14 protein-coding genes and 4 pseudogenes are annotated in these 14,352 nt (G+C 39.9%); 3 read left to right on the forward strand and 15 right to left on the reverse strand.

The window, feature by feature from the left end; all coding sequences use genetic code 11:
* From ABD917_RS00120 to ABD917_RS00165, 10 genes and pseudogenes are all read right to left on the reverse strand, one after another.
* A pseudogene (locus ABD917_RS00120) lies at nt 1–595 on the reverse strand (cell envelope biogenesis protein TolA); the annotation flags it as partial.
* A gap of 76 nt (nt 596–671) precedes the next feature.
* Nucleotides 672–1,124 carry a protein TolR gene (gene tolR, locus ABD917_RS00125; protein ID WP_345118067.1) on the reverse strand — a complete coding sequence of 151 codons (453 nt, stop codon included), beginning with the start codon at nt 1,122–1,124 and terminating at the stop codon, nt 672–674.
* A gap of 12 nt (nt 1,125–1,136) precedes the next feature.
* Nucleotides 1,137–1,850: a protein TolQ gene (gene tolQ / locus ABD917_RS00130; protein ID WP_345118068.1), complete on the reverse strand. Its 714-nt coding sequence runs from the start codon at nt 1,848–1,850 to the stop codon at nt 1,137–1,139.
* Nucleotides 1,851–1,994: 144 nt separating this feature from the next.
* Complete coding sequence (ybgC, locus tag ABD917_RS00135; protein ID WP_345118069.1) at nt 1,995–2,435, reverse strand: tol-pal system-associated acyl-CoA thioesterase; 441 nt, start codon at nt 2,433–2,435, stop codon at nt 1,995–1,997.
* A gap of 190 nt (nt 2,436–2,625) precedes the next feature.
* On the reverse strand, nt 2,626–3,711 hold the full coding sequence (gene ruvB, locus ABD917_RS00140; protein WP_345118070.1) for a Holliday junction branch migration DNA helicase RuvB: 1,086 nt from the start codon (nt 3,709–3,711) through the stop codon (nt 2,626–2,628).
* Between the two features lie 13 nt (nt 3,712–3,724).
* Nucleotides 3,725–4,342 carry a Holliday junction branch migration protein RuvA gene (ruvA, locus tag ABD917_RS00145; RefSeq protein WP_345118071.1) on the reverse strand — a complete coding sequence of 206 codons (618 nt, stop codon included), beginning with the start codon at nt 4,340–4,342 and terminating at the stop codon, nt 3,725–3,727.
* Nucleotides 4,343–4,373: 31 nt separating this feature from the next.
* Entirely contained in the window at nt 4,374–4,550 is a 177-nt protein-coding gene (locus tag ABD917_RS00150) for a hypothetical protein (RefSeq protein ID WP_345118072.1), read from the reverse strand.
* Nucleotides 4,547–5,056: a crossover junction endodeoxyribonuclease RuvC gene (gene ruvC, locus ABD917_RS00155; protein WP_345118074.1), complete on the reverse strand. Its 510-nt coding sequence runs from the start codon at nt 5,054–5,056 to the stop codon at nt 4,547–4,549. Before ruvC ends, ABD917_RS00150 begins: the two co-directional genes overlap by 4 nt.
* Nucleotides 5,057–5,218: 162 nt before the next feature.
* Nucleotides 5,219–5,737: a DUF1465 family protein gene (locus ABD917_RS00160; protein ID WP_345118076.1), complete on the reverse strand. Its 519-nt coding sequence runs from the start codon at nt 5,735–5,737 to the stop codon at nt 5,219–5,221.
* Nucleotides 5,738–5,905: 168 nt separating this feature from the next.
* Entirely contained in the window at nt 5,906–7,048 is a 1,143-nt protein-coding gene (locus ABD917_RS00165; protein WP_345118377.1) for an OpgC family protein, read from the reverse strand.
* A 116-nt stretch (nt 7,049–7,164) separates the two neighbouring features.
* Between ABD917_RS00165 and ABD917_RS00170 the strand changes: the two genes are divergently transcribed.
* On the forward strand, nt 7,165–7,818 hold the full coding sequence (locus ABD917_RS00170; protein ID WP_345118077.1) for a thiamine phosphate synthase: 654 nt from the start codon (nt 7,165–7,167) through the stop codon (nt 7,816–7,818).
* 97 nt (nt 7,819–7,915) lie between these two features.
* Here the strand turns inward: ABD917_RS00170 and ABD917_RS00175 are convergent, their stop codons facing one another.
* From ABD917_RS00175 to ABD917_RS00195, 5 genes and pseudogenes are all read right to left on the reverse strand, one after another.
* Nucleotides 7,916–8,980 (reverse strand): tetratricopeptide repeat protein, encoded by a 1,065-nt coding sequence (locus tag ABD917_RS00175; protein ID WP_345118078.1) that lies wholly within the window; start codon nt 8,978–8,980, stop codon nt 7,916–7,918.
* A gap of 412 nt (nt 8,981–9,392) precedes the next feature.
* Nucleotides 9,393–9,635, reverse strand: a pseudogene (locus tag ABD917_RS00180) (HigA family addiction module antitoxin).
* A gap of 687 nt (nt 9,636–10,322) precedes the next feature.
* Nucleotides 10,323–10,724 (reverse strand): annotated as a pseudogene (locus ABD917_RS00185) (hypothetical protein).
* A 304-nt stretch (nt 10,725–11,028) separates the two neighbouring features.
* A pseudogene (locus ABD917_RS00190) lies at nt 11,029–11,431 on the reverse strand (helix-turn-helix domain-containing protein).
* 460 nt (nt 11,432–11,891) lie between these two features.
* Nucleotides 11,892–12,053, reverse strand: a complete 162-nt coding sequence (locus ABD917_RS00195) for a hypothetical protein (RefSeq protein WP_345118079.1) — start codon at nt 12,051–12,053, stop codon at nt 11,892–11,894.
* A gap of 49 nt (nt 12,054–12,102) precedes the next feature.
* Between ABD917_RS00195 and efp the strand changes: the two genes are divergently transcribed.
* Nucleotides 12,103–12,678: an elongation factor P gene (gene efp, locus ABD917_RS00200; RefSeq protein WP_345118080.1), complete on the forward strand. Its 576-nt coding sequence runs from the start codon at nt 12,103–12,105 to the stop codon at nt 12,676–12,678.
* A gap of 11 nt (nt 12,679–12,689) precedes the next feature.
* On the forward strand, nt 12,690–13,481 hold the full coding sequence (locus ABD917_RS00205; RefSeq protein WP_345118081.1) for an inositol monophosphatase family protein: 792 nt from the start codon (nt 12,690–12,692) through the stop codon (nt 13,479–13,481).
* Nucleotides 13,482–14,352 lie beyond the last annotated feature (871 nt).

The raw sequence follows: 14,352 nt of genomic DNA on the forward strand, positions 1-14,352 counted from the left end.
AAGGCACTTCAGGCGTAATCTTTGGCGTATCTTCTTGCTTTTCCAAAGGCACTTCAGGCGTAATCTTTGGCGTATCTTCTTGCTTTTCCAAAGGCACTTCAGGCGTAATCTTTGGCGTATCTTCTTGCTTTTCCAAAGGCACTTCAGGCGTAATCTTTGGCGTATCTTCTTGCCTTTTCAAAGGTGTTTCTGTTTTTGATAATTCTTGTTTAGTCAATTCTGGGAAAGGTTTTTCCGGCGCTTTCTCTTCTCCTGATGGTGTGGATGTTGTTTCAACAAGTCGGGGTTTTTCTTTTGGTTTAAAAGGTGCAGAACTGTCTATCTGTCCCTCTCCTACATGGCGTGCATACTCTTTTTCTTGCGGTTTAGTAGTTGGTTTTACTGCGGGAATTGCCCGCAGGGGAGCCTCCACAGAGCCTTGCTGAGAAGAAAACTCTTGTGTCAAAGGAGCAAGGGTGATGGGAATAGCTTCCAACTGTTGTGGCAAAGAAACGGGATTAATGAAGGTAATAGCCCCCCAACTAAGAAAAATAACGTGTAGCGCAAGGGATAAAGCCAAGCCTCGTTTCATACTATGATAAGAGTCTTTGTTCATCTCTCTACCTTGCATTTTTTATTTTTAATCACTCACATATTGTTTTGCAAACAACATGTGACAGTTTATAATCATTTTATTGTGCGAGACTAGCTAACGCTACTTGTGAAAAACCTGCTTTTTGAATATCAGCGAGTAGCTTTAACACTTGTTGATATTCAACAGTTTTAGCAGCACGCACAAAAATACGTTGATGTTTTTGTGTAGGATCTTTTTCCAATTGGTTTTTGAGTTGTGCAATCAAAGCTTCAGCTGTCTCATAATACTCTTGATTAATAGCCAAGCGCCCTCGCGCATCGAGTGAAACTGTGAGTGGTGTCTTCTCCATTCGCACAGGTCCTGCTTGGCTATGAGGCAAATCGAGGGGAACACCGTTGACCAAAAGTGGCGCAGAAACCATAAAAATAATCAACAAAACTAGCATAACATCCACAAAGGGTGTAACGTTGATTTCACTCATTAGTTGACTGTGTGAACGACGCCGCCGGCGTGTTTTTTTTTGCGAAGAAGAAGCAACAGAAACGCCCATAAGCAATCCCCCTTATAATGATGAATTTGTTGTACGTGTTTCATCGAGACGCCGTGATATAATTGTCGAAAATTCATCAGCAAAATTTTCTATTTGTGCAATAATCCGTGCACTTTCACTGGTCAATTTGTTATAGGCAATCACGGCTGGGATTGCTGCAAACAAACCAATAGCGGTGGCCAACAGTGCTTCGGCAATGCCTGGTGCCACAATGGCCAGCGAAGTATTTTGAGAGGCTGAAATAGAAAGAAAGGATCCCATAATACCAATAACGGTTCCAAAAAGACCGATAAAAGGTCCTGCTGAGCCAAGTGTTGCAAGAAAGCCTAATTTTGATTCTATTTTTGCACTTTCGCGCCCTATAGTCAGATCCATAGCCTTATCAATCCGACTCTGCAAACTTATCGATGTATGGATTCCTTTTTCAAGGGACTTTTTCCACTCCACCATCGCTGCCATAAAAACCGCTGATATACTATTAGTGCGCTGACTTTTACATTCTGCATAGAGATCTTCTAGTGCCTTTCCGGACCAAAATATGCGTTCAAATTTTTTGATTTCACGCCGTATTCTGCGATAAGTGAAGATTTTATCAAAAATAATTGCCCAGCTCCATACCGAAGCCAACAGCAACAAAATCATCACAGCTTTCACAACGAAACCCGCTTGCATAAACAAATGCAATATCCCAATAATTTCTGGATTCGTAAGTTCTACATGCTGCATAATTTTTGTCCCTCTAACTGAAAGGTTCGTTTATTAAATAGAATAAAGCAGATTATTTTATAGTTTCTAAATCTAAAAAACAAATTCCCTTCTCTCTTTAGGCAAAGAGTTCATACAATATCTGTTTTTAAAGTGAATACAGTATTAAACAACAAGTGTTGCAAAAAGCTCTTTGGGTAAACGACGTGGTTTTCCTGTTTCATTAATAACAGCAATTTCAACTTTTGCCCTTACCAACATCATATCTTCATGGAAAATCTGTTGCTCCATAAAAAAGCGAGCCCCTTGCACACGATGAATTCGTGTTTTAACTATTAACAGATGATCAATCTGTGCTGGTCGTAAAAAATGAAGCTCCATATGGCGGACGACAAAAAACAATTTTTCCCCTTCCACACCTGCTGCTAACATTTTGTTATTAAAACCGGTAACGCGTAAGAATTCTGAACGTCCCCGTTCAAAAAATTCGAGATAACGCGCATGATAAACCACGCCAGAAAAATCTGTATCAGCAACATAAACACGCACTTGAAAATTATGAAACTCATTCGTAGGAGTGCTTATTAAAAAATTTGTTTCAGTCATCTGCTCTATCCTATAAAATTGTCTAAAATCATTCATTGTGTATGGAGCAGTTGAACGTGTTTTTGTGGTAAAATAGTGGAATCTTTAGACAAAGCCCTTACAGCCCCCAAGGTTTTTCTGTAAGCATTCGCCCACCTATGATACATCTATTATAGAAAAACACGTTATAGCTATCTTTTAAAAAGATGTTTTAGTCATCTTCCCCATCCCATAAAGTTGCCTGAAGTGATGCACTCTCCCTTGTGTCGAAACGTTTTTGAGGTGAAGTCTGAGATGGTGGAGGACAAAGCCCTAAATGGCTCCAAGCTTTTTCTGTAAGCATTCTCCCACGGGCAGTGCGTTGCATAAATCCTTGTTGGAGCAGATAGGGTTCAACAATATCTTCCAAAGCATCACGCGGTTCAGAAAGAGCCGCAGCAATGGTTTCAATGCCCACCGGTCCCCCTAAAAAAGTTTCAGCAATGAGTAACAAATAGCGGCGATCAAGTGGATCAAGACCAAGATGATCAACTTCCAAGCGTGAAAGCGCTTCATCAGCCACTTTTTGATCAATTTTTTTTGCCCGCCTCACCAGTGCAAAATCACAAACCCGTCGTAAAAGCCGCCCAGCAATTCGTGGCGTACCACGTGCACGACGTGCAATTTCATGAGCCCCATCATCACTAATCTGTACTGAGAAAAGCCGTGCATTACGTTGAACGATATATTCCAGCTCCTCTATAGTATAAAAATTGAGACGAATGGGGATACCAAAACGGTCTCGTAGTGGCGTGGTTAAAAGTCCCAAACGTGTGGTTGCAGCCACTAGTGTAAATTTAGCAAGATCAATTTTGACTGAACGTGCCGCTGGTCCCTCGCCAATAATAAGATCCAGTTGATAATCCTCCATGGCTGGATAAAGAATTTCTTCCACTGCTGGATTGAGACGGTGAATTTCATCAATAAACAAGACATCACGTTCTTCTAGATTGGTTAAGAGAGCTGCTAAATCTCCTGCTTTAGCAATAACTGGTCCTGAAGTAGAGCGAAAATTAACGCCTAATTCTTTAGCCATAATCTGTGAGAGCGTTGTTTTCCCCAAACCAGGTGGTCCAACGAACAACACATGGTCGAGTGCTTCATGACGTGCTTTAGCTGCTTCAATAAATATTTTCAAATTTGCCCGCGCTGCTTCTTGACCAATAAAGTCATCGAGCACTTGTGGTCTTAAGGAACGATCTGGATCGTTTTGCAGGGGTGCAGCCCCCAAAAGGCGTTGATCTTCATCTTTATGCATTGTTACCTTATACTTAAGTAGGAGGAGAAAGCAATTTGAGACTATGACGAATAAGCAGTGCCGAGGAAATATTTTCCCCCTCAAGAGCCTTCATCGCTAAAGCAAGAGCCCGTGCTGCCTGATCACGTTCAAAACCAAGCTTGATCAAAGCAGCAAGCGCCTCATTTGTTGGTTGATTGGTCTCTTCCAAATGGGGAATAGAAACATTATGGAGAGCATTTTCGTTAAAGGGAAGAGCTTTGCTTTTCAGTTCACGAACAATTCTTTCACTAACTTTTTTACCAACGCCTGGAGCACGACTAATCATTGTCACATCGTTTAAGGCAATCGCTTGTGCTAATTCATCTGGTGATAAAGTCCCTAAAATTGCCAAGGCAACTTTGGCTCCCACACCAGGAACATTTTGCAGCATACAAAACCACTCTTGTTCAATTCTTGTCGCAAAACCAAACAAGCGAATGGCTTCCTCACGCACATGGGTTTCAATAAAAAGGTTTAACGCCTCCCCCACAGCTGGTAAAGAAGCACGCAGCCGATTTGAGATAAAAACCACATAGCCCACCCCATGAACATCCACAAGGATATGATCATCAAAGATATGTTCAAGAGTACCTTTTAATTTACCAATCATGCTATAAGTCCGATCATATCGCAAACTCTCATCATATCACAACCTTTGCATGATAAGAGGTATGAACATTCTTATGAGGCACAAACCAGAAAAGAGCAAGGGCATCAGCCGCATCACTGCACTCAAATTCAGCCCGTGGCAGCAAAATCATCATCAGAATATCATCAGCAAAGATGCATTTAAAAAGACGCTCCAACTTACCTATCATGCCACCACCCTTGCACGATCAGAGAGGCTGGTGCGGTGCATACTATGACATAGCGCAAGAGCAAGGGCGTCAGCCGCATCACTACTATCAAATTCAGCCCGTGGCAGCAAAACTTTTACCATCATATGAATTTGTTCTTTATCACCATGCCCAACACCAATAACCGATTTTTTGACTTTATTTGGAGCATATTCAAAAACGGGAAGATTTGCTTGTGCTGGAACAAGCAAAGCGACAGCACGCGCTTGACCAAGTTTTAAAGTTGCGGTAGCATCTTTGTTCACAAACACATGCTCCACGGCGGCTTCATGGGGCATAAAACGATGAACAATCTCTGAAAGCCCTTTGTAAAGCTGGCAAAGTCTGGAAGCAAGATCACAGCGTACATCAGAAGACACCGTCCCTGCCGCAACGAATTGGAAGCGATTACCGGAGATATCGACCACTCCCCACCCTGTACGCCGTAGTCCGGGATCAATACCTATAATACGAATCGTCTCTGCCATATTCTCCAACCTATACACTTTTGCCATGCTCTAAAAGAGGTTAGAGAGTAAAGAAAACAAAAGCAAACGAATATTAAGTAAAGCAGTTAATCGACATCTGCCTATATGCCTCAAAAGAGCGAATAGAGCACCAAATGAAAAAGCACTATGCGGCAAAATTTGTTAAGAACGACCAAATGCGGTTTTCAACAATTCGATTTGTTTGCCCACCGGATTATCCTCTTCCAAAACATCGATAGAACCATCTTCTTTGCCAATGCGCATATATTGCATACGAGCTTCTAGCCGAAGTGAACGATCGACAAAGCCGCGGAACACTTCTGGCAACTCGTGCCAATGAACATTTTCTAATTGCAATGTTGGTGTATGAAGGGATACTTTAGCTATTTCTTTTTGTATTTGTTCTTGTGACATTTCTCCTTCGCGTTCAGCACGAAGAAGCAGAAGTTGAGAAGCAATTTGCATAAGTCGTGTACTTAAATACATAGCTTCTTTGGCGTACATCGCAGACATTTCTGTTGAAAGAGCGCGTACTGCTAATTTACCTTCGGTATCAATATAAGTTGCTGTTTCTTCAATGAGCTTCATGGTCTCTTCATAGAGACGGTTAAAAGCATTTTCAAAAGCATTATGCTCGATCATGATAATGGGTTCATCATAGGGACGTTTATGTGCACTCACGCTTTTATACTCCAAATATCAGCACAAAAATTATGCTACTCAACGAAAAGAGAATGAAAAAGTTTCTTTTTTTGCTGTTTAGAATGCATTTTTTGAATTTGACTACCTCTTTTAAAACTTTTACGCAACGCGCTTCTTATTCTAAGGTTAACGCGTTATAAGACAGCGTTACGAATGGATGATCTTCCCCAAAGAAAACCGTTGAAGAGCTCGACGTTTTTCACAATAGTAGGCGACCCCAAACTGCAGAACAATGCCACTTATAATCAAGAGAGTATCGGAAAAAAACGTTCCCGTCATCAGTGTTTTTAAAATTTGTCCAAACATAGCAAAAACAGTTCCGGTTACAAAGACAGGAAGGCTGTGTTTTCCTAAAATTGCTAAGGGGTTTTGTTTGGAGACATAAAACCAATTATGCAAGCGGGGCCAACAAAGGATGAGAGCTGCAAGTGCCACAATATGGAAAAGACGTGGTAAACTTAAAAAAGTTTTATTAAAATTAAGCAAGGGGGAAGACCAACCAAGCCATCCCAAAACACCCCACCAATTGAAACGCACCCATAACAATGAAAGCAGAAGATACAAAGCTGCCAAAACAACGAAAAAAGACTGAAAGGCGATAGTTTTTCCTTGTTTGAGAGACAAAGTGGTGGTCAACCCTATAACAAATAACAGTTGCCAAGATAAGGGGTTTAAAAACCATTTTCCCTCTATGGGGTAAGAAGGTGGAGCAATTTCATAAAATCCGCAGATCAGATAGAGCATGAACGAGCCCAAAAGCAGCAAGCCTTTATGTTTACAACTCCAATAAAGAGCAAGAGGCGCAAACAGCATCAAAATAATATAAAGTGGTAAAATATTGTTATATCCCAATTGGTGCCCAAAGCTGAAAGTGCTCAAAAATGCCATGAACGGTTGTGTGAAAAAGAGACCAATATTATTCATAGTTAAGAGTTTTTCTGTCCGACAGAGTAGAAAAGCACCAACAAAAAGGCTTAAAGTTGCAAATGTGGTAAAAAGATATGCCCCATAAAGCTGCAAAGCCCTGTACCAGAGTTTGCGTACCATGAAAGTAAAAGGCTTGTACTGTAAGCGCGCATGAAAGCTTAATCCAAGAGAAACGCCTGAAAGCAAAACAAATGCTTCTGCTGAATCAGAAAAACCGAAGTTTCTATGGGTAAAAAACTCATAGAGAGTTCCGGGAATATGATTGATAAAAATCGTCAATAAAGCTAAAGAACGAAACACATCAATGCGTGTATCACGTTGAACAGGATGCATCTTATGGTTCAAAATATTTTTGTATCCCATAAAGGAACTCCCATCAGTCATAAAAGTAACCCTTTATTGTAACAAAGAACATTTATAAGATGAAGTTTTAATTTTTAAGTGTTAAATTGCTTTATATAAAAAAACAAAGGTTTTGTATGACAGAACATAAAGATAAACGGATTGATTCCCCCTCTTTTGCTCAATTGATTTTGACATTAGATGTTCGACGCACTTTCACCCCTGCTTTTTTACAACAAATTTTGGCAACGAACGCTTTTGTAAGTGTTCTTATTTATGACTCTAAAGGGGATGAAGCTTTTTTACAAAAACAAGCCCAAACTTATGCGCAAGATATTCAAAACAATGGCGCAGCCCTTCTCATTGCTGGTGAATGTCGCATTGCTGAACGGGTAAAGGCTGATGGTTTTCATAGAGAGGGTGATCTTACCACTCTCGAACAGTTATATGATCAGAAAAAAGCACAAAAGATCATCGGCTTTGGCAATATTCGCAATCGCCATAGTGCGATGGTTGCTGGAGAAGCTGGTGTTGATTATCTCTTTTTTGGCAAACTTGGTGCAGATAGAAAGCCGCATGCTCATCCGCGCAATTTGCAGCTTGCAGGGTGGTGGGCAGAGATTATGGAAATCCCTTCTATTATCCAAGCGGGCAGTGATTTTTCGACCTTTGATGAGGTTCTAAAGACCGCCTGTGAATTTATCGCCGTAGAAGAAGTTATCTTTGGGAGCAACAATCCCTTGCCACTTCTTAAAAAAATGCAAGAAAAATGTGTAAGCGCGTCTCAATAACTAAGGGCCCCCCTCAACAAATGCGGATCTAACGTCATGATTTTGAAGAATGGACATAAAGTTTAAAAGGCCCGAAAAAACGTGATAGGTTTGTGTTTTAAAAAATAACAAGAAGATTGGTTGCTTCTTTGCGTGCTTTTTCTAGTTGTGTATCATCCATTCCTTCAAGCATCATTTCAAGATCGGGTGCTTGTATTTTTGCTTGCTGTGCGAGCATATACCATGCCGCTGCCATGACTATATCGGCTTTTGTGCCCATGCCATCTCGATAAAGTCTGGCAAGAGAAACTTGTGCTGGTGCGATCATGTTGCGGGCGTTGCTGAGAAGCAAATGAAAAGCACGTTGAAAATCAGTTTCTCCTCCACGACCTTGTACGAGCCATTGGGCTAAGAGAATTTGTGCTGTGGTATGGTTGTTTTGCGCCGCAACTTCCATGAGTTTACGTGCATTGCGGTCATCTTTTGGTCGCGTTAAAGTTCCAAGAGAAAGAATTTTTGCCGCGGCAAAAGCAGCTTCAGGATCACCAAGAGCAGCCCCTTTTAAAAACCATTTGAGTGCTTGTTCTATTACTTCATTTTCACGACTTGGTCTGCTAACACCAGCAAGAATTTGCTTTTCACGGGCGGCTTTATAAAGAAGCAATTCGCCATAATAAAAATAAGCTTCTTTAACACCAGCATCTACCGCTTTGCGAATAAATTCCTCACCAAGTTCTTGATTTTTGGTAATAAAGTTACCATCAAATAACATAAGCCCATAACGCAATTGCGCTTGTGGATCGCCTTGTTTTGCTGCACGTCCAAACCACAAAGCAGCGCGTGCACCATCAATGGGAACAGCACACCCTTCCATGTAAATTCGAGCAACCAAAGTTTGGGCAAAGGGATCATTTTGTTCAGCGCGCTGGAGTGCCTCACGAAAAGCTTTCAGATAATAGCCTTGGATATAATAATCATAAGCTTTATCATATTCTCCAGCCTGCAAAGGTTGGAAAGGTTTGTTAGAGTTTGAATTTGTTTGAATAGTATTTAAAGAACGCTCAAGATTAACGGCTTCTTCAGATGTTTTCGTAGAATTTGCATCAGTGACAACACTTGCAAAATAAATCATTATTAGAGTGAAAAGCGCTGCGTTTTTTTTCATCATGCCTTGCTTTATCATGAATGCTCCTTCCCCATCAATAAGAAGAAGTTTTTACATTTTTCTTTCATCATATCAAGTATAATCAAGGGATTATTGTCTGCAAAGAGCTTTCTTTAATGGTCATCAATTCACAAGCGGACTTTATCACCTTATAAAGGGGTATAAAATTGCTTTGCCTTTGAACAACTCTGAGGCTTTTATCATCTTTGTTTGCTGCCGTATTCATTGAATAAGGAAGACAAAATGACACCCCTTTTATATCAAAATAGTCGATAGAAAACGCTTAACAATAGAAGCAATTAAAAAACTTAAAAAAACGAGGGGAATAGCTAGCAGCTAAAAACAAAGTACCAGCGCACAATGATCAACGAAATCAAAGGAGCGTTTGAAGTGTATCAGAAACCAGAGGAGTAATAGGTAGTTGTAGCTGTTACATTGTTTGCCATAAATTATAGTTTATTTGCATATCTCACCAAAATTTTGCTTTACTAAAACCAGCCAACTCTCATTTAACGGCAAACTCGGTACTCATAGAAGCATGTCCGTTAATCACTCTTGAGAGAGAAGCTCTTGTCATATGGAAGTGATCAACTCATTTTTGTATTGATAACCCCATTCCTTCTAAGAAAGCGGCTTTGAGAACTTCACTCAGATGTGCAGGATTATGCATCATTTGTTTTTGTTTCTTTCATCAAAGGTAGTCTTGATAATCAACAAGCTCCACATCTGTTCCTATAAAACGAAAAGTAACACGCCAATTTCCATTCCCCCCTATGGAATAGTATCTGTTCACCTTTAAGAGGATGCATTTTAAAGGCCACGTGCTTTCAATATTTCAAGCGTAGTAGCACTTGTTAAAATCGTTACGATAACGCGTAATTTTTTACGTGATCTGGTCGAATAGCTTTTGTAGAACCTATTGTATAAAACAATTTTAAGCCCTTATGTTTGAAACGCACTATTGCCCTTCGCACGCCTTATTGTATACTCTTACTATACGGTCAATAAAAATAAGATCAAACATCATACTGGAAAATCTGGTTACATATTTAAATAAAAGGTTCAGGGTAAATAGAAAAATAAGCTAATAAAATCAACGGAATCAAATTTCTCTCATCTTTACATAACTTGTTGGTTTTATCTAAATATCATGTTTCACCCAATGAACGCATGGAAGTATAGAGCTTTTTTCGTTGTTTTTAAAGTCATAACTCTCGTATCGTTATGAAGACAGAAAAAATTTATTCCATTCTTACTAAAAATGAGGTTTTTTATTGAGGCGTAAAGCTCTTTGTTTTTCGCAAGAATTTTTAAGTCTTTACGTCTCAAATATAGAAAATGTCCCCATTAAATAGCGGGTTCATTTATTCAGATAAATACGTAGATAATAACTTGGTTCTCCAGCCCACTCATACTGAAGAACAGATATTATACGTCCATCATTTTGTGGTGTGAGTGTGTAAAACAAATTCACCCCCATGTTTTTCTGCTTTTGGGGCTGATCTGTATAAATTACATTATATCCAGTTTCCCGCAACAGATCAATAAACAAAGGAGTAAAATTGTCTGCTGTATTATTTTTCTTTATAATAACTGTGCTTGTTGCTGGTGGTAAGGGTCTTTTGATAACGTGAATATAATCATTAGCGATGAATTTTGCAGTGTTCTTCGTAACACCGTGACCAACATAATTTTATGAAAGACCTATAGACGCACACCCCGCCGCCAACACAAGCGGTGATAGCAATAAATACTTTAACAACTTCTTTCCCCCCTTTATTTTTACTTTCTCTTAAGAAACTCTCACACAAGAAAGAAAAGCAACTTTTTGATAACTGTACTACCACATATAGGTATCCAATCAAGCATTAAGTCATCAATTTTTACGCATTGTTAAAAACGACCATTATCTCCCACAGCATTTAAGGCTTATGCTTAAAACATACAAAATAAAATGATGCGCTAAGCGCTACTCCAGATTGACCAAATAAACTTTCAAGCATTCCGAGACCGCCCTTTTAAACGATCCCTATATGCAGAGAAACAGAGTGTGTAGTGCCCTCTCTTTAGATTTCATTTGGCTCAGAGATTAATTGTAAAATTGCTCTTTGTTTTACTTTAGCAAGGACTCTAAAATTTTTTAAAAGCAAATATTCTTCTCTGCTGGATGCGACTTCATCATGATGGGTGTGTTGTTTTGTAAAGAGATCAGCGTAAAAAAGGCAATGGAAACATTTAAAATAACAGCAATTTCCTTTAAACGCCCCGCACTCACACGATTTAATCCTGTTTCATATTTTTGAATTTGTTGGGCACTGACTCTCAAGTGATCCGCTAAGGTTTTCTGAGACATTTTCAGCATTTTTCGTTTAAAGCGAATTTTTTTGCCAATGAATTTGTCATTGAAAATGTTGTTATGAGGATTTTCACCTTGCATTTTCCCCCTGCCGGTTGCAAGCGCCCTCGCATTGGTATTCCGGGAGTCAAAAACACTGAATCCGAGTCAGCTTTTTTGCTTTTAGTGCTTGGAAGCACTTGGACATGGCAAAAACTCTCGGAATTCTGGGACACCCACAAAGCGGGTTCATTTTTACGCTCGGATTTACGCTCGGATTTAGGGTTTTTGAATCCCTTTTGGTCGCCGCGTATGCGACCAAAGCATATTTCAATTCATAAAGTAATTTGAAAGTATTTACAATAAAAATGACGACAGCTTTGCTTTATGAAAGATCAAACAATATACAATTGGAAAAACACGCAAAGAAGCAACAAAGCGCCCTTTTGTTTTCAAAAAATAAATTTTCATCCCCCTTAATACATTCCCCATAATACTCTTTATGCAAAAATCTTTGTGTAAATTTTTAAAAGGCTTGCGTCTTGGCATTTTTTATGATCTTGCAGAGGGTTGAAAAGCTCTTTTTTGCGGCACTTATCTAGGCTTTTCTCTCAGAGTGTAAAAAAGTCTACCGCCAAGACAAGCAAAGAGCTTACCGCAAAGATGACGAGAGGAGCCTACCGCAAGAATAATAAGGGGGCTTACCTTAAAAACAACATGAAAGCTCGCTGCCAAAACAACGAGAAAAAGAGCCATAAGGACAAGAAGAGAGCTCTTTTTGTAGGAATAGAACTGGATAGAGACGATGAAAATTAATGGCAATGAAATTCGCCCTGGTAATGTAATTGAGCATCAAGGCAGCCTATGGGTTGCTGTGAAATGCAATGCTGTCAAACCAGGAAAGGGTGGTGCATTTAATCAAGTTGAAATGAAAAACCTCATTGATGGCACAAAACTCAATGAGCGCTTTCGTTCTGCTGAAACAGTTGAGCGCGTGCGCCTTGAACAAAAGGACTTTACCTTTCTTTATCAACAAGGTGATGCTCTCATTTTTATGGATTCAGAATCTTATGAACAGCTTGAATTACAAAAGGATTTTGTTGGCGAGCGCGCTGCTTTTCTCCAAGATGGGATGACTGTTACAGTTGAACTTTATCAAGAAAAGCCCATTGGCATATCGCTCCCTGATCAAGTTGTGGTGACGATTGCTGAAGCTGACCCCGCCATTAAAGGACAAACGGTCACATCCTCTTATAAACCCGCCATTCTTGAAAATGGTATTCGTATTCTTGTCCCTCCCTTTATTAATTCTGGTGAACGTGTCATTGTCGATACCAACGAATTAACTTATTTGCGTCGTGCAAATGAAAAAGATAAATAAAGGAACAAAACATGGCACATTCTGCAATTATGAATGTCATGGTGCAAGCCGCAATGAAAGCAGGACGTTCGCTGGTGCGTGATTATGGTGAGGTACAAAATTTGCAAGTGTCTTTGAAGGGACCAGCAGATTATGTAAGCCAAGCAGATCGTAAAGCAGAAAAAATTATTTTTAATGAATTAAGCAAAGCGCGCCCCAAATTTGGTTTTCTGATGGAAGAATCTGAGGAAATCATTGGCGAAGATTCACAACACCGTTTTATCGTTGATCCTCTGGATGGTACGACAAATTTTCTCCATGGCATTCCTTTTTTTGCCGTTTCCATTGCTTTGGAGAGTCAAGGAAAAATTGTTGCTGGTGTCGTTTATAATCCGGTAAGTGATGAACTCTTTACTGCTGAACGTGGTGGTGGTACTTTTTTTAATGACCGGCGTTGTCGTGTTTCTGCACGACGCAGGTTAGAAGATTGTGTCATTGCCACAGGTATGCCTCATTTGGGTCGCAAAGGTCATGGGGACTATCTCATTGAACTGCACAATGTAATGATGGAGGTTTCTGGACTTCGCCGTTTTGGTGCTGCTTCTCTTGATTTAGCTTATGTTGCTTCTGGTCGAACCGATGGTTATTGGGAAGACAACCTACAAATTTGGGATATGGCTGCTGGAATATTAATGGTTCGCGAAGCCGGTGGTTTTGTCACCGATAAGGACGGCGGTAATGATATCCTTGGCAAAAAAAATATTCTTGCCGGCAATGAACTTATTCGTACCAAACTAGAGAGAGTTCTCAAAAAAGGCATTTAAGCCTCAAAAGAATAATTTTAAATGTGCTATGACCATGGGCACTCCCATTTTTGATCGCCCAAGCCATACAACCTCTCTCATTGCACTCTTGCAATGTAATGATGGAGGTTTCTGGACTTCGCCGTTTTGGCGCTGCTGCTCTTGATTGTGCTTATGTCGCTTCTGGTCGAACCGATGGTTATTGGGAAGATAGCTCACAAATTTAGCATATGGCTGCTGGAATATGAATGGTCGGCCAAATCGGTGGTTTTGTCACCGATAAAGAAGTTGGAAACGATATCTTTGGCAAAAAAATATTCTTGCTAGCCAATAAACACATCCCCACCAAATGAGAAAGAGCTCTCAAAAAGGCATTTAAACCTTATAGCCTTAACACTGTGTTTTAAAAAGCCCCTTAGAATTCGAAAAACAATGGAGAGGAGGATTTTCAACTTTCTTTATAGAAACGATAGGAAATAACGGATAAGATGGTGACAAAAAGCCATCACTAACAATCAATGCCTCCATAAACTTCAAAAGATGCAATGACAGCTGAGCAAATATTACTAGTCCTGCTGTTACCCTCATTTCCCCTACAAATAAACTATAAGAGAAAAAGCACCATCACAACAAAACGCTCTCACAAGCAATATCCAAGGAAAAAGCCTCCCCTACCTCTTATATTTTCTTGATACTACGCAAAAAGAAAAAGATTGTCTCCAAACGCCTCTTCTCTCTGCTAAGGGCTCTCACATATGTCTCTCATTACTTTTCACTCTTTTTCACCACTGCGCAGTGACAGAGATTCCGGCAAATTCATTGATTTATACAGCATTCCCCTATCCCCCTTATTAAACCACTATTTCAAATAACCTATGAAATGCGCACAAGA

Origin of the sequence: Bartonella pachyuromydis (assembly GCF_039543065.1) — a bacterium.
Taxonomy (GTDB): domain Bacteria; phylum Pseudomonadota; class Alphaproteobacteria; order Rhizobiales; family Rhizobiaceae; genus Bartonella; species Bartonella pachyuromydis.

What these genes read in the sequence shown, in the direction of transcription:
- ABD917_RS00150 (WP_345118072.1), bottom strand. Translation starts at nt 4,550, where the DNA reads ATGATAGGTAAGTTGGAGCGTCTTTTTAAATGCATCTTTGCTGATGAT.
- tolQ (WP_345118068.1), bottom strand. Translation starts at nt 1,850, where the DNA reads ATGCAGCATGTAGAACTTACGAATCCAGAAATTATTGGGATATTGCAT.
- tolR (WP_345118067.1), bottom strand. Translation starts at nt 1,124, where the DNA reads ATGGGCGTTTCTGTTGCTTCTTCTTCGCAAAAAAAAACACGCCGGCGG.
- ABD917_RS00165 (WP_345118377.1), bottom strand. Translation starts at nt 7,048, where the DNA reads ATGGGATACAAAAATATTTTGAACCATAAGATGCATCCTGTTCAACGT.
- ybgC (WP_345118069.1), bottom strand. Translation starts at nt 2,435, where the DNA reads ATGACTGAAACAAATTTTTTAATAAGCACTCCTACGAATGAGTTTCAT.
- ABD917_RS00170 (WP_345118077.1), top strand. Translation starts at nt 7,165, where the DNA reads ATGACAGAACATAAAGATAAACGGATTGATTCCCCCTCTTTTGCTCAA.
- efp (WP_345118080.1), top strand. Translation starts at nt 12,103, where the DNA reads ATGAAAATTAATGGCAATGAAATTCGCCCTGGTAATGTAATTGAGCAT.
- ABD917_RS00195 (WP_345118079.1), bottom strand. Translation starts at nt 12,053, where the DNA reads ATGGCTCTTTTTCTCGTTGTTTTGGCAGCGAGCTTTCATGTTGTTTTT.
- ruvB (WP_345118070.1), bottom strand. Translation starts at nt 3,711, where the DNA reads ATGCATAAAGATGAAGATCAACGCCTTTTGGGGGCTGCACCCCTGCAA.
- ruvA (WP_345118071.1), bottom strand. Translation starts at nt 4,342, where the DNA reads ATGATTGGTAAATTAAAAGGTACTCTTGAACATATCTTTGATGATCAT.
- ruvC (WP_345118074.1), bottom strand. Translation starts at nt 5,056, where the DNA reads ATGGCAGAGACGATTCGTATTATAGGTATTGATCCCGGACTACGGCGT.
- ABD917_RS00175 (WP_345118078.1), bottom strand. Translation starts at nt 8,980, where the DNA reads ATGATAAAGCAAGGCATGATGAAAAAAAACGCAGCGCTTTTCACTCTA.
- ABD917_RS00205 (WP_345118081.1), top strand. Translation starts at nt 12,690, where the DNA reads ATGGCACATTCTGCAATTATGAATGTCATGGTGCAAGCCGCAATGAAA.